This window comes from Endothiovibrio diazotrophicus, from assembly GCF_054657215.1.
Window position 1 is genome coordinate 59325 of the sequence record NZ_BAAHXB010000002.1, and the last position, 17136, is coordinate 76460.

General features: G+C 67.0%; 19 protein-coding genes. 12 read left to right on the forward strand and 7 right to left on the reverse strand.

Annotated features, from left to right (window positions below; translation table 11 throughout):
• Positions 1-10 precede the first annotated feature (10 nt).
• From ACYQ2W_RS00995 to ACYQ2W_RS01020, 6 genes are all read right to left on the reverse strand, one after another.
• Positions 11-1729, reverse strand: a complete 1719-nt coding sequence (locus ACYQ2W_RS00995; protein WP_459862521.1) for a COG3014 family protein — start codon at positions 1727-1729, stop codon at positions 11-13.
• Positions 1730-1780: 51 nt separating this feature from the next.
• Positions 1781-3070 (reverse strand): CsgG/HfaB family protein, encoded by a 1290-nt coding sequence (locus ACYQ2W_RS01000; RefSeq protein WP_459862523.1) that lies wholly within the window; start codon positions 3068-3070, stop codon positions 1781-1783.
• Between the two features lie 9 nt (positions 3071-3079).
• Positions 3080-3340 carry a hypothetical protein gene (locus tag ACYQ2W_RS01005; protein WP_459862525.1) on the reverse strand — a complete coding sequence of 87 codons (261 nt, stop codon included), beginning with the start codon at positions 3338-3340 and terminating at the stop codon, positions 3080-3082.
• 55 nt (positions 3341-3395) lie between these two features.
• On the reverse strand, positions 3396-4283 hold the full coding sequence (locus ACYQ2W_RS01010) for a FlgT C-terminal domain-containing protein (RefSeq protein ID WP_459862527.1): 888 nt from the start codon (positions 4281-4283) through the stop codon (positions 3396-3398).
• Positions 4284-4973: 690 nt separating this feature from the next.
• Positions 4974-5474: a hypothetical protein gene (locus ACYQ2W_RS01015; protein WP_459862529.1), complete on the reverse strand. Its 501-nt coding sequence runs from the start codon at positions 5472-5474 to the stop codon at positions 4974-4976.
• Positions 5471-5896 carry a c-type cytochrome gene (locus tag ACYQ2W_RS01020; RefSeq protein WP_459862531.1) on the reverse strand — a complete coding sequence of 142 codons (426 nt, stop codon included), beginning with the start codon at positions 5894-5896 and terminating at the stop codon, positions 5471-5473. Before ACYQ2W_RS01020 ends, ACYQ2W_RS01015 begins: the two co-directional genes overlap by 4 nt.
• A gap of 200 nt (positions 5897-6096) precedes the next feature.
• Here ACYQ2W_RS01020 and ACYQ2W_RS01025 point away from each other — a divergent pair, with 200 nt between their 5' ends.
• From ACYQ2W_RS01025 to ACYQ2W_RS01035, 3 genes are all read left to right on the forward strand, one after another.
• Positions 6097-6873: an oxygen-binding di-iron domain-containing protein gene (locus ACYQ2W_RS01025; protein WP_459862533.1), complete on the forward strand. Its 777-nt coding sequence runs from the start codon at positions 6097-6099 to the stop codon at positions 6871-6873.
• The gene (locus ACYQ2W_RS01030) at positions 6870-9047 is read left to right on the forward strand and encodes a PAS domain-containing hybrid sensor histidine kinase/response regulator (RefSeq protein WP_459862535.1); all 2178 of its coding nucleotides are present in this window, start codon (positions 6870-6872) and stop codon (positions 9045-9047) included. Before ACYQ2W_RS01025 ends, ACYQ2W_RS01030 begins: the two co-directional genes overlap by 4 nt.
• Before the next feature lie 312 nt (positions 9048-9359).
• Positions 9360-9971: a riboflavin synthase subunit alpha gene (locus tag ACYQ2W_RS01035; protein ID WP_459862536.1), complete on the forward strand. Its 612-nt coding sequence runs from the start codon at positions 9360-9362 to the stop codon at positions 9969-9971.
• 73 nt (positions 9972-10044) lie between these two features.
• Here ACYQ2W_RS01035 and ACYQ2W_RS01040 read toward each other — a convergent pair whose 3' ends face one another.
• Entirely contained in the window at positions 10045-10299 is a 255-nt protein-coding gene (locus ACYQ2W_RS01040; RefSeq protein WP_459862538.1) for an FmdB family zinc ribbon protein, read from the reverse strand.
• Positions 10300-10408: 109 nt separating this feature from the next.
• On the opposite strand from ACYQ2W_RS01040, the gene ACYQ2W_RS01045 reads away from it, so the two are divergent.
• The 9 genes from ACYQ2W_RS01045 to ACYQ2W_RS01085 all read left to right on the forward strand — a co-directional run bounded on the left by ACYQ2W_RS01045 (position 10409) and on the right by ACYQ2W_RS01085 (position 17121).
• Positions 10409-10696, forward strand: a complete 288-nt coding sequence (locus tag ACYQ2W_RS01045; RefSeq protein WP_459862540.1) for a type II toxin-antitoxin system Phd/YefM family antitoxin — start codon at positions 10409-10411, stop codon at positions 10694-10696.
• Entirely contained in the window at positions 10684-11121 is a 438-nt protein-coding gene (locus ACYQ2W_RS01050) for a type II toxin-antitoxin system VapC family toxin (protein WP_459862542.1), read from the forward strand. Before ACYQ2W_RS01045 ends, ACYQ2W_RS01050 begins: the two co-directional genes overlap by 13 nt.
• Positions 11118-11516 carry a nucleotidyltransferase family protein gene (locus ACYQ2W_RS01055; protein WP_459862544.1) on the forward strand — a complete coding sequence of 133 codons (399 nt, stop codon included), beginning with the start codon at positions 11118-11120 and terminating at the stop codon, positions 11514-11516. Before ACYQ2W_RS01050 ends, ACYQ2W_RS01055 begins: the two co-directional genes overlap by 4 nt.
• Positions 11509-11919: a type VII toxin-antitoxin system HepT family RNase toxin gene (gene hepT / locus ACYQ2W_RS01060; RefSeq protein ID WP_459862546.1), complete on the forward strand. Its 411-nt coding sequence runs from the start codon at positions 11509-11511 to the stop codon at positions 11917-11919. Before ACYQ2W_RS01055 ends, hepT begins: the two co-directional genes overlap by 8 nt.
• Complete coding sequence (locus tag ACYQ2W_RS01065) at positions 11892-13565, forward strand: formate--tetrahydrofolate ligase (RefSeq protein ID WP_459862548.1); 1674 nt, start codon at positions 11892-11894, stop codon at positions 13563-13565. The genes hepT and ACYQ2W_RS01065 overlap by 28 nt, the downstream gene beginning before the upstream one ends.
• 1 nt (position 13566) lies before the next feature.
• Complete coding sequence (locus tag ACYQ2W_RS01070) at positions 13567-13758, forward strand: CPXCG motif-containing cysteine-rich protein (protein WP_459862550.1); 192 nt, start codon at positions 13567-13569, stop codon at positions 13756-13758.
• A 235-nt stretch (positions 13759-13993) separates the two neighbouring features.
• Positions 13994-15766: an N-acetylglutaminylglutamine amidotransferase gene (locus ACYQ2W_RS01075; protein WP_459862552.1), complete on the forward strand. Its 1773-nt coding sequence runs from the start codon at positions 13994-13996 to the stop codon at positions 15764-15766.
• A gap of 256 nt (positions 15767-16022) precedes the next feature.
• The gene (grxD, locus tag ACYQ2W_RS01080) at positions 16023-16355 is read left to right on the forward strand and encodes a Grx4 family monothiol glutaredoxin (RefSeq protein ID WP_459862554.1); all 333 of its coding nucleotides are present in this window, start codon (positions 16023-16025) and stop codon (positions 16353-16355) included.
• An 85-nt stretch (positions 16356-16440) separates the two neighbouring features.
• A complete protein-coding gene (locus tag ACYQ2W_RS01085) occupies positions 16441-17121 on the forward strand; it encodes a type 1 glutamine amidotransferase (RefSeq protein WP_459862556.1) in 681 nt (226 codons plus the stop codon).
• Positions 17122-17136 lie beyond the last annotated feature (15 nt).

The following is a 17136-nucleotide window of genomic DNA, read 5'->3' on the forward strand; positions in this document are numbered from 1 at the left end:
CTCCAACGGTTCAACTCTTGTCGATCCAGAGTTTGGGCGCTTGATGGACCATCAGGTTCTTGTTGATGCTGCGACCATAGATGAATCCGTGTCGACCCTTGGGCAGCTTCAGCTTCTGGCGGGCAACCTCTTTGCCCTTGGCATCGAAGCTGACCAACTGGAGGTTGGTGGTGTTCTTGCTGAGCTCCAGGCGGGCACCGCGGAGGGTGGCCGGCAGGCTCATCCAGGAGCGGGTGTCGGGGGTGGACATCTCCTGGCGCACGGCGCTGAACAGGGCGCCGAACGGGACTCGCGAGAGGGTCTCGTTCTCGATCACGCTACGTACGAGGCCAAGGGTGGCACGTAGCTGGTTGAGTGGCTCGGCGTCCTTTTGGTAACGGAGGGCGAGCGCCTCGACATCGGCGATGGTGCCGAGGCGGGCGAGGCGCTTGCCTTTGCTGTTCTGCACCTCGATGCGCGCTATCTGGCTGTCGGTGGGGGTGTAGATGGGCAGTTGCAGGGAGGCGATTCCCCGGGGGGTGGGGATCATGTTGACCATCACCTTCTTCTCGGGGGCGAAACCGTCGGCGATCACGATGTGTACGAGCTTCTTCTTTTTGTTGGGACTCTTGCGCTTTTTCACCGCCTTCAGCGTTTGCGCGATCAGCTTGCTCTTGGGATTGAGCTTGGCGGCCTTGTCGTAGGCGATGCGTGCATTGTCCCAGGCGCTCGGGTCCTCGTAGGCGTCGAACTCCTGGACGATGCCGGCGAGGTACCAGCCGAAGGGATTGGAGTAGGCGCTGAGGACCCGGTTTGCGCGGTCCTCGAAGCGGGCGTACTCCTTGGCGATGTTGCCACTGAGCGCCTCCTGGGTCTCGGCGGCCTGGCCCTGGTCCGTCTTCTTGTTCTCTTCGGCGAGCTTGCTCTCGACCTCGCTCAGGCGCTCCTTGAATTTTTCCTCTTCCCGGTCCTGCCAGTCCATGGCCATGCGTGCGACGTTGTAGGCACGGCGGTCGCCCTGCATCAGGTACGCGATGGACTGGTAGTTGAGCATCAGCACCCGCTCGTAGCCCTCGCCCTGGTAGGGACCGATCTCTTCGTTGCCGGTGAGGGTTTCAAGGCCGAAATTGAGGGCCTTCTTCGCGGTTTCTGTCAGTTCCCCCTCGTCTTCGCGCACCCCGAGTTGCTCTTGGGCTTGCCGCAGATTGTCGATGGCGGCCTTGCTGTCGCCGCGATCGAGTTCCAGGGTTCCCATCTCCAGATAGTTGAGAAAACGAAGTTTTTCGTCAGTGACGTCAAACCCTTCTTGCGCTTTTTCGTTGGTGTCGTTGCCTAACGAAAGGATGTCGAAGCCACCTTCCGGCGCCGTGGTTTCATCCGCGGCTTGCGTGGGCGTCAACTTTTTCTTCCCGTTGCTTTCGTAGAAGGCCACCGCGTCATCGAGATTGCCCTGGTAGATCGCCTGTTTGACCGGCAGGAACTCCTTGGCGTACCCCTTGTAGACGATCTTCGCCGGCAGGATGCCGCCGCGAACCTGCTGTTCGGGTGGGGCCTCAGGGGTTGGTGTCGGGGTGTCTGCCGATGACGTGGAGGTGGTGGTGGGTTGCGACAGCGACTGGGTCGTCCCGCTCAGCGACTGCCCGATTCCCTTACCGATCTGGTCGAGTTGGTCGAGAAAGCCGCCGTGGGCGGTGGCGGCGAAGAGGGCGGTGAGGGCTACGGTGGCCACTCGATGGGGGAGAGGGGGCATTGTTGCGGGTCCTTCGTCTCTATATTTCTTGGCGTTTTCCGGGAGTGGACGTCAAAAGGCGGGGCGGTAGGCTGGCTTTGCCGGTGCCCCCTTCGCGTCGGTCGATATCGGGGAGGCCTCGCGGGGTTTGCGCAGCAGCGCCCCTTCCGGCACGTCGCGTGGGCCCTCGACCATCCGCGCGACACTGGTCTTGGCGTCGACCTGTCTGATCTCCGCCAGCCCCAGGCGCTGCTCCTGCCGTCCCAGGGATTCGTGGGTGTAGGGGTCGAAGAACTCCCGGCCCTCGCTGAACACCTCGAAGCGTTCGCCGCGGTGGAGGGTGACGCCCCCCTGGTTGATGACGAACTCGCCGCCACCGTTGACGGCGATCACCCGCGGCGGATAGAGGTGGTCGATCACCTGGCGGCTCAGCTCCGCGGCGGCGGCGGTGATGAAGCGGTCGCGGGCGACGGTGGCGTCGGCGGGGTCGCCGAGCTTCTTCGCCCCCTCTTCGGGGGTGACGGTCCACTCGATGGCGTCCGCCCACTTGACCTGCCGGGTGGCCATGACGATGACCCGGTACTCCGCCCGCAGGCGGCCTTCGTAGCCGCTGGCCAGCTCGTCGACCACCGGGATGCGATAGCGCTTCTCCCGCAGGGTGGCGGCGGTGATGGTGCCCACCACCAGGTAGTCGACGCCGAGCACCTCGCCGAGCTTGGCGTATTCGCTCAGCGCGGCATCGGGGCTGTCGAGCAGCCGTCGCTCATCGGCGTACTCGGCGGAGAAGTCCCGATCCATGATGCTGAAACGGCGGCTCTGGGTGAAGTCGGTGACCAGCGCCTGCTGGAAGCGGCGGGAGAGCTCGTGCGGGGGGAGGCCGAGGAACAGCACCTCGCGTAGCGGGAGGTGGAAACGGAAGGGGAGGACGGCCAGCTTGCGCCGGTTGTTGGCGTCGAAGCCGGGAGGGGTGTAGCGCTCGATGGTGGCCTTGACCCGGGCGTGGAACAGCCCCTTGTCGTCGGCGTCGAGGGAGAGGACGTCGTAACCCGATATCACGCCGGCGCTTTTCAGATCCAGGCGGTTGCCGCGCTGGTGCAGCAGGGTGGCGGCGGCGACCTCGCGGTCGCCGAACTGGGCGTTGAACTGGTAGGTGACCTGATCGTGGAGCTGGCGGTGGTCGATCTTGACGCCGGAGCTCTGCTGCAGCGCCTCGACCAGGGCGTTGGCCACCGCTTCCCGTGCCGTCGGGCCGGTGGAGCTGGCCTGCCGCTCGACGGTTTCGCCGACGGCGGAAAGCGACAGGAGGAGCGTGATCGCGGCGGCGCTCAGGCGGAGCAGCGGGCGGCGGTGAAGCGGATTCATGGTGGCCCCTCAGAAATCGTTGGCGCGCAGGTAGACCCTGCCCGGGTGCGTGCCGTCGTCGTCGGCGGTGGTGGTGGTCTGCCCGTCGGCGGCGTGCCGGTCGGGTTCCCGGTGGTCGCGTGCGCCGTCGGCCTCCTCCCCCGAGGCTTGGCGGGCGTCGGTGGGTGAGGTGGTTTCGATCTCGGTTGCGGCGCCGCCGGTTGCCGCCCACAGGGGCGGGGCGGCCAGCAGCAGGGTGCCGATCAGCACCGAGGGAAGGGCGTGTCGCATGGGGGCTCCTTGCGCGGGTGGGGCGTCGTGGCGGCTCGGCTTATGGATTATTGTTTTAAGGCTCACGCAGGATGTCGCCTTGGGCGATTGGCGTCTGGGGAGGCGTTCCGGTGATCACCGTGACGGTGTACTTGGGGTTGATCCGCTCCACCTTCACCTTGCCCAGGAGCTCCTCGGTGGAGCCGAGGCTTTCGCCGGTGTAGGGGTCGATCAGCTCCTCGCCGGGACGGTAGACGTTGAGCAGGTCCCCCTTCTTCAGACCGCCGTCCTTGCCGCGGTTGATCCACACCTGATTGCCCTTGGTGGTGATCACCCGCATCGGGAACACGGTATCGGTGAGCTGGTCCGCCAGTTGGGCGGCGACCCGTTTCGCCATGGTGGAGAAGTGGCCGGCGGCGGGGACGCCGCCGCGGGTGTTGACCACCTCGGGGCGGGTTGAGAAACCACTTTTGAGGAAGAAGGTGGTCTTGATGCCGCCGCTGGAGGTGTCGATCACCTGTACCTGGATCTCGATGGAACCCTGGTCCTGGCGACTGTATTTGTCGTCGATGTTGGGGATCGGCGTGGTGGTGCGGTAGAAGGAGAAGGTCTGGACCGTCGGCAACACCAGGTAGTTGGCGTTTTCCAGTTTGCCGGTGGCGGCGTTGCCCTTGGCCAGGTCGGAATCGGCGAACTGCTGCTCCTCGCGGATCTGGGCGAGGGCGCCGCTCTGTCGGGTCAGCACCTCGAACTTGCGACTCTTCTGCAGCGCGGCCTCCATCTCCGCCACCAGGGCGTCGGTATTGAGGCGGGTGGCGGCGCGCCCCTTGACCCCGTCAGTGTTTGGCGTCTTGACCGCCACTCGTGGTTTTTCGAGGGGCTCGCCCCAGCCGGTGACGGGGAGTAGTGCGGCGGCGAAGAGGAGAGCGAGTGCCGCGAAGGGGCGGGAGGCAACGTGGATCATGGGTCTTGACTCGGCTGTCGTGATTATTGGGGAACGGGTTGTGCGAGGAGCGCTCCTAACATGGGAACTGCTGATCGCGGAATATGGGCCAATGGCGACGGCGCACCCCACCCGAAGGTCTGATATCGAGGCCGAGGCCGGTCGTCGTGCCGGTCGGGTTCAGAATAGTCGGTCGGCATTGCGGGGCCGTGTGTCGTAGCAGTGCGGAGGCGGGCGGACCGCGTTTCCGCGAGGTGCGGGGCAGATCTCCCAAAAAATTCGCCGGAAAATACTGCGGGTATGGGGCGGGCGTGACAATAAGTAAGTGCGCGTAGGTAAATCGATAGGCATTTTTTTCCATTTTCTTACGAGTCAATTGGTCATTTTCTTACATGTGGCGATGGTGTCTGTCGGCTAAGGGCCCGCGAAAGAATAACTTCCTGTTTTGGGGCGTCGAGACGCGCGTCCGGCAAGGTGCGCAAAGGGACGCATACTTGTCGCATGCTGCGGCTTCCGCGTCCTGCTCGCACCGCATACCTACTTCCCTGTCGGCAACCCTTTGCGCAACCGGGGCCGTCATTCCGGTTATGCAGCCGATTTGTGGGTAAGAGGCAGGGCTAGGAGCCTGCCGGACGATGGATGAATCGGCCGCGAAAGCGGGATGACGGCCCTGCCCTCCCGCAGCTCGATCCCCCATAGTCCGACAGGCTCCTAGTCCATGGTGTCGCGGTGGGGCGATTCCGGGATCGGCCGGCGGGGGCCACGCAGGCGGCGGATGACGCGGGCCTCGGTGAGGAGTGCGTCGAGGGGCAGCGGGGGCTGCGGAGTGTCGCCGAGGGCCAGTTCGGCGAGCAGTTCGTGGCGTTCGGTTACGGTGAAATAGTCGGCGGGGGAGAACAGGCGGGCGGCGAGGCGCTCCCCGCGGCGCAGGTGGTCGAGGCCGGCGCGCAGTTTGCGGCTGATCAGCAGTTGGCCGTAGAGCAGCTCCAACAGGGCGGTGGCGTGGGGACGGTGTTTCAGTTCGGCGGACAGGGAGCGATAGTCGGCCTCGGTCGCTTCGCCGAGGTGAAAGCGGGCGGTCAGCTCCTGGAGGCGGGGGGTGAGGCGGCGGCGGTGGGCGCGACCGGTGCGCCGCCGGGCGTTCTCCAGCAGCTGGCGGGCGGCTTCGGTATCGAGCGGATCGGCCAGCCAGCGACCGAGCATTCCGGTCATTCGCGGAACTGGTGGTGGCACGCCTTGCAACTCTTGCCCAGTGCCCCGAGGGTCTCGCCGGTGGGGTTGGCGGCGAAGGCGGCGGAGGTGTGGACCAGCTTGTCGGCGGCCTTCTCGAACTCGGCGCGTTTCGACCACACTTCGGGCTTGGCGTCGGTGTCGCCGAAGTCGGAGCCCGCGGGGAAGCCGGCGGCCATGATCGGACCCAGGTCGGCCAGGGCCTTGGCGTGTTTGGTCAGGTCGTCGCGGAACGGCACTTGCCCCTTGAGAATGGCGGCGGCACTCTTTAGATGGGCGGAGGCGGCCTCCATGGCGTGCTGGCGGTACTTGATGATCTCTTCTTCCTGGTCGGCGACGGCGGCGGTCGAGAGGGCGGCGCCGAGCAGCAGCAGCAGAGCGGGGGCGAGGCGGCGGGTGATCATGGGGCGCTCCTTTATGTTGAGTTGATAGGTCAACTAATGTTCAAGAGCCTATCACCGGGACCGGGTGCGGGAAAGGCGGTCGGTGCCAGGCGGAACGGGGGACGAATCTCTATAGTTGTAGTCATCGTCCGACCGGTGGCGCCCTCCGTGGGGGCTCCGCCGAGGGGGACTGGGGTGTGGTTTTTTGAGGAGGAGTCGTCGTGGTGGTGCTCGATCGATTGACGGCGCCGGAGGAGCCGGGGCCGGTACTGCTGTACGAGGAGGGGGATCACCGACTCTACTGGCTGGGGCTGCGCGAGGAGACCGCCTTTCGCTGCAACTCCTATCTGATCGTCGACGGCGACCAGGTGCTGCTGGTGGACCCGGGGAACCGCGACGCCTTCGGCCGCATCCGCGAGGAGGTGGCGGCGGTGGTCGATCCCACGGCGCTCGGCGGCCTGGTGGTGTGTCATCAGGACCCGGACGTGGCGGCCTCCCTCGGCCAGTGGCTTGCCCTCAATCCCGAGGCGCGGGTGGTGACCAGCCCGCGCACCCGGGTGCTGCTGCCCCACTACGGGGTCCACGACTACCGCTGCCACGACATCGAGGAGGTGCCGGAATTGGCGCTTCCCTCGGGTTCGACGCTGCGCTTCCTGCCCGCCCCGTTCCTCCACTCGCCGATGGCCTTCGCCACCTTCGATACGGCCAGTGGCTTCCTCTTCTCCGGCGACCTCTTCGCCGCCATCGACACCGATTGGCGGCTGGTGGTGGATGACTTCTCCGCCCACGCCGTCAAGCTGGACCTGTTCCACATCGACTACATGGCCTCCAACGTCGCCGCCCGCGGTTTCGTCCGCTCCCTGGCGGGGCTCGATATCCGGGCGATCTGCCCGCAGCACGGTTCGATCATCCCACAGCGCTTCGTCGCCGATGCCCTGGTCTACCTGGAGCGTCTGCGCTGCGGCACCGACCTGCTCTACCCGGACCTGGTGGGATGAGCCGGCGGCCGGACGGCGAGGGGGGGCAGGAGGCGCTGGCCGCGCGGGTCGCCGAGCTGGAGCGGGAGAACCGCCTGTTGCGCGAGGAGGGGCGGCAGGCGGGGCGGATTCGCCGCCTGTGGGAGCGCTCCCTGGCCCAGCTCGATCAGGCGCGCCACGCGCTGGAGGCCGCCGAACAGGAGCTGGGTGGGGCCAATGCCCAGTTGGAGCAGCGGGTGGCGGAGCTGAAGCGGGCCAAGGAGTACGTGGAGCACGTCGCCTACAGCGACAAGCAGGTGATCGAGCACATGCTCGAAGGGGTGATCACCACCGATGCGGCGGGGGTGATCCTGGCGGTCAACCCCGCCTTCGTGCGGATCACCGGCTACGACCCCGAGGAGGTGATCGGCCATACCCCGCGGGTGCTCAAGTCGGGGCGCCACGACGAGGCGTTCTACCAGCGGCTGTGGGCCGAGCTGATCGAGCGGGGGCGGTGGCAGGGGGAGATCTGGAACCGGCGCAAGAGCGGCGAGGTCTTCCCCGAGCGGTTGAGCATCGCGGCGATCCACGATTGGCGTGGGGATACGGTCAACTACATCGGGGTGTTCACCGACATCAGCGAGGCCAAGCGCATCGAGCAGGCGCTGATCGACGCGCGCAACGCCGCCCAGGAGGCATCGCGGCTGAAGTCCCAGTTCCTCGCCAACATGAGCCACGAGGTGCGCACCCCGATGAACGCCATCATCGGCATGGCCGACCTGCTCTCGGAGACCCCGATGGAGCCGGAGCAGGGGCGCTTTCTCAATATCATGCGCTCGGCCAGCAACCTGCTGCTCACCCTGATCGACGACATCCTCGACCTGGCCAAGGTGGAGGCGGGGCAGCTGGAGCTGGAGCACATCGCCTTCGACCTGCCGGAGGTGATCGAGGACGTGCTGGAGGTGCTGGGGGTGCGTGCCCGCGACAAGCATTTGGAGCTCCACGCCCGTCTCGACGACGGCGTCCCCGAGGTGGTGATGAGCGATCCGGTGCGGCTGCGCCAGGTGCTGTTCAATCTGGTCGGCAACGCGGTCAAGTTCACCGATCGCGGCGGGGTGGAGGTGCGGGTGAGCCGGGTGGCGGGGGCCGACGGGGTGCTCGAGTTCGCGGTACGGGACTCCGGCATCGGCATCCCCGCGGAGCGGGTGCGGGCGATCTTCTCCGCCTTCACCCAGGCGGACGCCAGTGTCACCCGCCGTTTCGGCGGCACCGGCCTCGGGCTGACCATCTGCCAGCGGCTGGTGGAACTGATGGGCGGGCGGATCTGGGTGGAGAGCACGCCGGGGGAGGGCTCCACCTTCTTCTTCACCATCCCGGCGCAGGCCGCCAAGGTGGTGCTGCCGCGCCCGGCGCTGGCCGCCCTCGACGGGGTGGCGGTGCTGCTTGCCGGCGGCAGCCCGGCCTCGCGGTTGATCGCCCGCCGGTCGATGGAGGCGGCCGGCGCGGTGGTCGAGGAGGAGGAGCGGATCGATCACGCCATGCGTTGCCTGGAGCGGCCGGAGTGCGGCGGCTTCGCCGCGCTGGTGCTGGATGCCACGCCCAACGGCAGCCACTGCGTGGAGGTGGTGGAGGGGGTGCGTTCGCGTCCGTCGCTGGTCGAGCTGCCGATCGTCGTGCTCGGCTTCGGCGAGCGGCGGGTGGACGCCCGCCGTGCCCGCGAGCTGGGGGTGGTCTATCTGCTCAAGCCGGTGAAGCGGCGCGAGCTGCAACGGGGATTGGCCCTGGCGCTGGGCGGCGAGCCGGAGCCCGAGGCGGGGGCGGGGCTCGAACTGCACGGGCTGAAGATCCTGCTCGCCGAGGACTCCGACGACAACGTGCTGCTGCTCAACGCCTACCTGCGCGAGACGCCCCACCTGGTGGAGCGGGTGGAGAACGGCGAGGAGGCCTTCGAGCGCTTCCAGGAGGAGAGCTTCGACCTGGTGCTGATGGACGTGCAGATGCCGGTGATGGACGGCTACGAGGCGACCCGGCGGATCCGTGTGTGGGAGCACGAACAGGGGCGCCGGCCGCTGCCGATCATCGCGCTCACCGCCCACGCGATGAAGGAGGACCGCGCCCGCTCGAAGGCGGCGGGCTGCACCGAACATTTGTCGAAACCGATCCGCAAGGCCGACTTCCTGCGGGCGGTGAACCGCTACGCCCTGGCTTCGGATTGACGGATCGGTTTGCCGCGGAGGTGCTTCAGGGGTGGTCGCAGGGCCGGGCGGCAACCGGCAACACGAGGGGGTTCACGGTTCCTGGTGGTGGCACATCATTTCCCTGTAGGAGCGGCCCGGAGGCCGCGATCGGGACGGAGTGCGGCGCATGGATCCCGCTTGCGGCAGGATCGGAAACGGCGCCATCGCGGCCTCGGGGCCGCTCCTACAGGTGCGGTCTCGCGATCCCCGGAGTGCTCCGAATCGGCACGGCCGGCGTCCGCTCCGTGGTACAACAGGGCCCTGCCCACCATCCACCGAAGAGGAGAGAGCATGTTCACCGGGATCGTTCAGGGCACCGCGGAGGTGGTGCGTATCGTCGAGAAGGAGCAGTTCCGCACCCACACCCTGCGCTTCCCGCCGGGGAGCATGGAGGGGGTTCGACCCGGCGCCTCGGTGGCGCACAACGGCTGCTGCCTCACCGTCACCCGCATCGACGGCGATCGGATCGACTTCGACCTGATGCGCGAGACCCTGGCGGTGACCAATCTCGGGGGGCTGCGCGAGGGGGATCGGGTCAACTTCGAGCGTGCCGCCCGCTTCGGCGACGAGATCGGCGGCCACGCCATGTCGGGCCACATCATCGCCCGGGCGGAGGTGGTCGAGGTGAACGTCGCGGAGAACAACCGCCAGGTCTGGTTCGAGCTGCCGGAAGAACTGGTGAAGTACGTCTTCGCCAAGGGCTACATCGGCATCGACGGCATCAGCCTGACCATCGGCCGGGTGGAGGGGCGGCGCTTCGACGTCAACCTGATCCCCGAGACCCTGGAGCGTACCACCATCGGCGAGCGCCGGGTGGGCGATCGGGTCAACATCGAGATCGACCCGCAGACCCAGGCCATCGTCGACACCGTCGAGCGGGTGCTGGCGGAGAGAAGGACTTAACCACAGATTTCGCAGATGAACGCAGATTCAAAAGATCGGAAATCTGCGCCAATCTGCAAAATCTGCGGTTGAATCAAATCCCGCAGCCGCCGCTCGGGCAGCAACTGCCGGAGGAGCAGGGTGGCAGGTTGCCGCCGCCGAGGCTTGACGCCTGCACCACATTGCCGCCGGTGGCGAGGCGCTGTACCGGGCTGTCGGCCGGGGTGTCGCCGGGGTCGATCCCCGCCCGGGCGCACAGCTCGCCCCAGCTCTTCATCTCCTCGCTCATGCGGTGGATCACCTCCACCACCCGTCCGTTGGCCTCGCAGCGGTAGTCGTAGGTCGGCATCTTCTCTCCTCCGGGAATGGGATCGTTGTCGGCGCAGGATTATAGACTTGTCGGCACTCTACGCACGGACCATACTCATGGCCATTAAGATAGCCATGTTGGTGTCTCTATGCACGAGTTCTCCATTGCCGAGGCAAAAAACCACCTCACCCGGTTGATTCGCGAGGTCGAAGAGGGTGAAGCGGTGCGCATCACCCGGCGCGGCAAACGGGCGGCGGTGGTGTTGTCGGAGGCCGAGTATCAGCGGCTGAAACGGTATGAGCCCGAGGCGGACCTGTGGGCGACCATCACCGCCTGGCGGGATACGGCTCAGCCCTCCGCGGAGGAGCTCTCCGACGAGGAGATCGACGGCTGGCGCGAGCGCACCGAGGGCAGGGCATTTTCATGGGAGGAGTGAGCTATCTGCTGGACACCAACATCCTCTCCGAGCCCACCCGCGCCGCGCCCCATCCGGGGGTGATGGAACGATTGCGCCGGCATGGCGCGGCAGTGGCCACCGCCGCGCCGGTGGTCCACGAACTGCGCTTCGGCATTGAACGGCTTGCGCACGGGCGGCGCAGGGCTGCGCTCTCCGACTACCTCCGACGCCTCGTCGAGCAGCCGCTGTTGGTGCTCCCGTATGATCGTGCCGCGGCGCTCTGGCACGGTGAGGTCCGCGCCCGGCTGATGGCGGAGGGGCGTACTCCCGCCTTCGTCGACGGCCAGATCGCCGCCATCGCCGTGCTCAACCAGCGGGTCCTGGTCACCCGCAACCATCGCGATTTCGCCGATTTTCCCGGTCTCCGGGTGGAGAACTGGTTCGAGATGGTGGAGTGGGAATGATCCGACTGGACGATGTAGTGATGCACCGGGAGGCGATCGCCGCGCTGGCCCGCCGCTTCGGTTGGCGTCTGGTGGTGCTGTTCGGCTCCACCGCCGTCGAGGGTGCCGGGCGCGACGTCGACCTGGCGGTCCAGCCCGAGGCGGTCCCGAGCTTGCTGCAGCAGTGCCGTTGGCAGGCGGAATTGGAGGCGCTCTTCGATCCGGTTGCCGTGGATCTGGTGGTGGTGCGTGACGTCACCAATCCGGTGACCCGCTTCGAGGTGTTCCGGCCGGGTCGCCTCCTCTACGAGGCGGAGGAGGGGCTGTTCGATCGTGAGCAGGACCGCGCCTTCTTCCTCTACGCCGACAGCGAAAAATTCCGCCGTGCCAGTCGGGAGATCTTGCGTGATGAATAGGCAGGAAGTGATGGAGCGCAAGCTCGCCGCCCTGAGTCGATTCCTCACCGACCTGCGGCCCTATGCGGCGATGGAATCGGATGCACGGCGGCGCGAGCACTACGCCATCGAGCGGTTGCTGCAACTGCTCTGTGAGGCGGCCGCCGATATCGCGCTGCAGGTGTGCAAGGCGGAGCAGGTGGTCCCCGCCTCCAGCTATCGCGAGATCTTCTCCAATCTGGCAAGCCGCGGGGTGCTTCCCGAGGCGATGGCCGACGAGCTGGTCGAGGCGTGTGCCATGCGCGACGTGCTTACCCATCTCTATGACACCATCGATCTGGATCTGGTCATCGGGGCGGTGGAACCCGCCGTCGAACTCTACGGCACGTTTCTGGCGTGGGCCGTGGCCCGGGCCGACCGGTGAGCGGTGCGCTACGCCCCATCGATGGAGTGGCGGCCGATCTGGGGTTCGCGCCCGATCAATTGATGCCTTGTGGCGATGCTATCGCCAAGATCCGGTTGGCCGCCCTGCCGAAGCGCGATACCCCGCTCGATGGCCGCATCGTGCTGGTCTCGGCGATCAACCCGACCAAGGCGGGGGAGGGCAAGACCACCGTCTCGGTGGGCCTCGCCCAGGGGCTGCGGCGGATCGGCAAACGGGCGGCGCTGGCGCTGCGCGAGCCGTCGCTGGGGCCGATCTTCGGGGTGAAGGGGGGCGGCACCGGCGGCGGGCGCTGCCGGCTGGAGCCCTCCACCCGCATCAACATGCACTTCACCGGCGACCTGCACGCGGTGACCGCCGCCCACAATCTCCTCTCGGCGCTGATCGACAACGCCATCCACCACCATGCCGGGCTCGACCCGGGACTCGATCTGGAGCAACGCCAGGTGTTCTGGCGGCGGGTGCTCGACGTCAATGATCGCGCGCTGCGCCATACGGTGATCGGTCTCGGCGGGCGTGGCGACGGGGTGCCGCGGGAGGCCAGTTTCGATATTTCGGCCGCTTCCGAGGTGATGGCGATCCTCGCCCTGGCCGAGGATCCCGCGGACCTGAAGGCGCGGCTCGGGCGGATCCTGGTGGGCTTCGACCGCGCCGGCGCGCCGGTCACCGCCGAGCGGCTGGAGGCCACCGGGGCGATGGCGGCGCTGCTGCATGACGCGATCCTGCCCAACCTGGTGCAGTCCACCGAAGGGGTGCCGGCGCTGGTCCACGGCGGCCCCTTCGGCAATATCGCCCACGGCTGTAACAGCGTGGTGGCGACCCGCACCGCGGCGGCGCGGGCGGAGTACGTGGTGACCGAGGCGGGGTTCGGCTTCGACCTGGGGGCGGAGAAGTTCTTTGACCTGAAGTGCCGCGCCTCCGGCCTCTGGCCCAGTGCGGTGGTGCTGGTGGTGACGGTGCGGGCGCTGCGCATCCACGGCTGCGGGCGGGCGGAGGGGGGCGGGTCGGTCGATGAGGTGGTGCGCGGGCTGGCTCATCTCGACCACCACGTGCGCAGCGTGCGTGCCTTCGGTTTCCAGCCGGTGGTCGCGGTCAACCGTTTCGATGGGGATTCCGAGGAGGAGCTGCGTGCCGTCGAGCGCGGCTGTGCGGAGCGGGGATTGGCGGTGGCCCGTTTCGACGGTTTCGCGGCGGGTGGCGCGGGGGCGGAGGCGCTTGCCGCGGCGGTGGTGGAGGCGGCTGCGGGGCCGCGGCCGGAGGTGCGCTTCCTCTACGGTTTGGAGGCCTCGCCGGAGGAGAAGATCGCCGCGGTGGCGCGGACCATCTACGGCGCGGCGGACGTCGCCTTCAGCCGCCATGCGCGGCGGGAGCTGGAGCGGCTCTCGGCGCTCGGTTACGACCGCCTGCCGATCTGCATCGCCAAGACCCATCTGTCGCTCTCCGACGACCCCCACCGGGTGGGGCGGCCCGCGCCCTTCACCCTGCCGGTGGAGTCGCTGCGGGTGGCGGCCGGGGCGGGCTATCTGCTGGCGCTCACCGGCGACATCGTGACCATGCCGGGACTGCCGCCGGAGCCGGCGGCGCGGCGCATCGGGCTGACCGACGATGGCCAAGTAACGGGGATCTGAGATGACTGGACTGGAGACGATCGAGGTGCAGTGCCCCTACTGCTGGGAGCGCATCGAGGTGGTGGTCGACACCTCGGTGGAGGAGCAACGCTATATCGAAGACTGCTCGGTGTGCTGCCGCCCGATCCTCTTCGAGGTGACCGTCGACTCCGGAGGCTTCCCGTTCGTTACCGCCCGCTCCGAAGAGGAGTGAATCGTTGACCACGAATGATCCGGGAGGCGTTTCCTTCACCGGACGGATCGCGCTTCACGTCGTTCCTCCCCGAAAACGAACCACGTTCGCTTCCCGGATTGGATCGGGGTGACGACGAAGCCTGCCTGGAACCGCCGCACTCCTGCGATCCACTTCAGCGGTTCCACCTTGCATCGCTGCCCCTCCGGCCCGACACTCTCTCAACCCCTCTTCAACGAATCCCTCGGTAGACCCTATGTGCGGAATCTGCGGCGAACTGCGTTTTGACGGCGTCCACCCCGACCTGGGGGCGACGGCACGGATGATGGAGAAGCTGGCGCGGCGGGGACCGGACCACGGCGGCAGCTGGTCCGATGGACCGCTCGCCCTCGGTCACCGGCGGCTCTCCATCATCGATCTCTCCTACCACGCCCACCAGCCCATGGTGGATACCGAACTGGGCCTCGCCCTGGTCTTCAACGGCACCATCTACAACTATCGCGAGCTGCGCGAGGAACTGGCGGGCCGAGGCTATCGCTTCTTCTCCACCGGCGATTCCGAGGTGATCCTCAAGGCGTACCACGCCTGGGGCGAGGGGTGCGTGGAGCACTTCAACGGCATGTTCGCCTTCGCCGTATGGAGCATCGGTGAGCGGACGCTGTTCCTCGCCCGCGACCGCCTCGGCATCAAGCCGCTCTACTTCTCCTGCGAGGCCAAGCGGGTGCGCTTCGCCTCCAATCCGCAGGCGCTGCTCGCCGCCGGCGGGGTGGACACCAAGCTCGATCCGGTGGCGCTGCACCACCAGTTCACTCTCCACGCGGTGGTGCCGGCGCCGCGCACGGTGCTCAAGGGGGTGCGCAAGCTGGCCCCCGGCACCAGTGTCACCTTCGATGCCAAGGGGGGGCGCCGGGAGCGCCGCTACTGGCAGCTCAGGGCGCAGCGGCCGGAGACCCCGCTGAGCGAGGAGGAGTGGGTCGAGGCGACCCACCAGGCGCTCAAAACGGCGGTGGAGCGGCGGCTCACCGCCGCCGACGTGCCGGTGGGTGTGCTGCTCTCCGGCGGTCTCGACTCCAGCCTGCTGGTGGGGCTGATGGCGGAGATGGGGCGCGAGGAGATCCTCACCTTCTCGGTGGGCTTCGAGGACCAGCCGGAGGAGAAGGGGAGCGAGTTCGAGTATTCCGATCAGGTGGTGGCGCGCTTCGCCACCCGCCATCACAAGTATTCGATCCCCAACGGCGAGGTGCTCAAGAGGCTCCCCGAGGCGGTGGCCAACATGGCCGAGCCGATGGTGGCGCAGGATGCGGTGGCCTTCTACCTGCTTGCCGAGCAGGTCTCGAAGGAGGTGAAGGTGGTGCTCTCCGGCCAGGGGGCCGACGAGGTGTTCGGCGGCTACTTCTGGTACCCGAAGATGGGGGAGGCGACGGGCGGCGATCTGGAGCGCTTCCGCAACCACTACTTCGATCGCGACCACGACGAGTTTCTGGAGATGGTGATGCCGCCGTTCCAGGGGCCGGACCACACCGCCACGCGGATCGGGGAGCTGCTCGGCGAACCCGATGCCGACGAGTATCTGGATCGGGTGCTGCGCATGGACGTCACCACGCTGATCGTCGACGACCCGGTGAAGCGGGTGGACAACATGACCATGGCGTGGGGGCTGGAGGCGCGGGTGCCGTTCCTCGACTACGAGCTGGTGGAACTGGCGATGAAGATCCCTCCCGCGCTGAAGCTGAAGGAGGGGGGCAAGTTCCCGCTCAAGGCGATCAGCCGCGGCCTGCTTCCCGACGGGGTGATCGATCGCCCCAAGGGCTATTTCCCGGTGCCGGCGCTGAAGTATGTGCGCGGCCCGTTCCTCGACTTCATGCGCGAGGTGCTCGGCTCCGAGGCGTGCCGCCGCCGCGGCCTCTACCAGCGCACCTACGTCGACAAGCTGCTCGCCGACCCCGAGTCCCACCACACCCGCATTCTCGGCTCCAAGCTGTGGCACCTGGCGCTGCTCGAATACTGGCTGCAGACCAACGTCGATTGAAGTCCTGTTCGGCGCTCGCGTGGTAATGCAGAGGACGCAAAGACGCGGAGAACGCAGAGAAAGAGATCAATCGCTTTTGTTTTTTTCTTCTCCGCGTTCTCTGCGTCTTTGCGTTCTCCGCGTCGAGCAACCTTCGCTGGGAAGGACCCGGTGGGTGATGGCACTCCCAAACCCCATTTCACGGCGGGTTTTTGTTCGGGCGCGGATGTGGTTTCATATTCCGACTACTGTGAATGGTTTTTGCGAGGTAACAGCAATGGACGTCCTTGAGCGTATCGGGCAGGCGGTGAAGGAGAATCCGGTGATCGTCTTCATGAAGGGGACGCCGCAGATGCCGATGTGCGGCTACTCCGCGCGCACCGCCCAGGCGATGATGGAGACCGGTGTCGGTTTCGCCTACATCAACGTGCTGACCGACCCGGAGGTCTTCGAGAACCTTCCCCGCTATGCCGATTGGCCGACCTTTCCGCAGGTCTACATCGACGGCGAGCTGGTGGGGGGGTGCGACATCACCCTGGAGCTGGCGGCCAACGGCGAGCTGAAGACGATGATGGAGGCGGCGGCGGCGAAGGCGCCGCCGGCGGAGTAGGCACTAGAGACGCCGGGCCACGGGCCCGGCGTTTTTCGTTTTGGCGCACCTTGTTTCGAGAGGATGATCAGCGATGAGGATACAGGTGATCCAACATGTCCCCTTCGAGGGGCCGGGCAGCATCGCCCGTTGGGCGGAGACGGGCGGGCACCCCATCGCCTACACCCATCTCCATGCCGGTGATCCGCTGCCGGAGCTCGATGCCTTCGACCGGCTGGTGGTGATGGGCGGCCCGATGAACATCTACGAGTACGATGCCTATCCGTGGCTGAAGGCGGAGAAGGCGTTCCTTGGCGAGGCGGTGGCGGCGGGGAAGACGATCGTCGGCATCTGCCTCGGCGCCCAACTGCTGGCCGACGTGCTGGGTGGTCCGGTCACCCCTGGCCGGGAGAAGGAGATCGGCTGGCTGCCCATCGAACTCACCGCCGAGGGGAAGGCGTCACCGGTCTCCGGTTTCCTCCCCGGACGGCCCACCGTCTTCCATTGGCACGGCGACACCTTCGCCACCCCGCCCGGCGCCGAGCGGCTGGCGGTGAGCGAGGGATGCGACAACCAGGCCTTCCTCTACGACGGCCGGGTGCTCGGGCTGCAGTTCCACCTGGAGTCCACCGCCGAGAGCGTCGTCTCTATCGTGCGGAACTGTGCCGATGAACTGGTGCCGGGACATCGCTTCATCCAGGATGCGGATACCATCCTCACCGAAGGGTCCGGGCACTATGCCGCGATCAACGACTATATGGCCGGGCTGATGGATCGGCTGCCTTGAGGCCTCGGCGATCGG

Excerpts from the sequence above, each read along its gene's own strand:
- ACYQ2W_RS00995 (WP_459862521.1), bottom strand. The coding sequence starts at position 1,729 with ATGCCCCCTCTCCCCCATCGAGTGGCCACCGTAGCCCTCACCGCCCTC.
- ACYQ2W_RS01000 (WP_459862523.1), bottom strand. The coding sequence starts at position 3,070 with ATGAATCCGCTTCACCGCCGCCCGCTGCTCCGCCTGAGCGCCGCCGCG.
- ACYQ2W_RS01005 (WP_459862525.1), bottom strand. The coding sequence starts at position 3,340 with ATGCGACACGCCCTTCCCTCGGTGCTGATCGGCACCCTGCTGCTGGCC.
- ACYQ2W_RS01010 (WP_459862527.1), bottom strand. The coding sequence starts at position 4,283 with ATGATCCACGTTGCCTCCCGCCCCTTCGCGGCACTCGCTCTCCTCTTC.
- ACYQ2W_RS01015 (WP_459862529.1), bottom strand. The coding sequence starts at position 5,474 with ATGACCGGAATGCTCGGTCGCTGGCTGGCCGATCCGCTCGATACCGAA.
- ACYQ2W_RS01020 (WP_459862531.1), bottom strand. The coding sequence starts at position 5,896 with ATGATCACCCGCCGCCTCGCCCCCGCTCTGCTGCTGCTGCTCGGCGCC.
- ACYQ2W_RS01030 (WP_459862535.1), top strand. The coding sequence starts at position 6,870 with ATGAGCCGGCGGCCGGACGGCGAGGGGGGGCAGGAGGCGCTGGCCGCG.
- ACYQ2W_RS01035 (WP_459862536.1), top strand. The coding sequence starts at position 9,360 with ATGTTCACCGGGATCGTTCAGGGCACCGCGGAGGTGGTGCGTATCGTC.
- ACYQ2W_RS01040 (WP_459862538.1), bottom strand. The coding sequence starts at position 10,299 with ATGCCGACCTACGACTACCGCTGCGAGGCCAACGGACGGGTGGTGGAG.
- ACYQ2W_RS01045 (WP_459862540.1), top strand. The coding sequence starts at position 10,409 with ATGCACGAGTTCTCCATTGCCGAGGCAAAAAACCACCTCACCCGGTTG.
- ACYQ2W_RS01050 (WP_459862542.1), top strand. The coding sequence starts at position 10,684 with ATGGGAGGAGTGAGCTATCTGCTGGACACCAACATCCTCTCCGAGCCC.
- ACYQ2W_RS01055 (WP_459862544.1), top strand. The coding sequence starts at position 11,118 with ATGATCCGACTGGACGATGTAGTGATGCACCGGGAGGCGATCGCCGCG.
- hepT (WP_459862546.1), top strand. The coding sequence starts at position 11,509 with ATGAATAGGCAGGAAGTGATGGAGCGCAAGCTCGCCGCCCTGAGTCGA.
- ACYQ2W_RS01070 (WP_459862550.1), top strand. The coding sequence starts at position 13,567 with ATGACTGGACTGGAGACGATCGAGGTGCAGTGCCCCTACTGCTGGGAG.
- ACYQ2W_RS01075 (WP_459862552.1), top strand. The coding sequence starts at position 13,994 with ATGTGCGGAATCTGCGGCGAACTGCGTTTTGACGGCGTCCACCCCGAC.
- grxD (WP_459862554.1), top strand. The coding sequence starts at position 16,023 with ATGGACGTCCTTGAGCGTATCGGGCAGGCGGTGAAGGAGAATCCGGTG.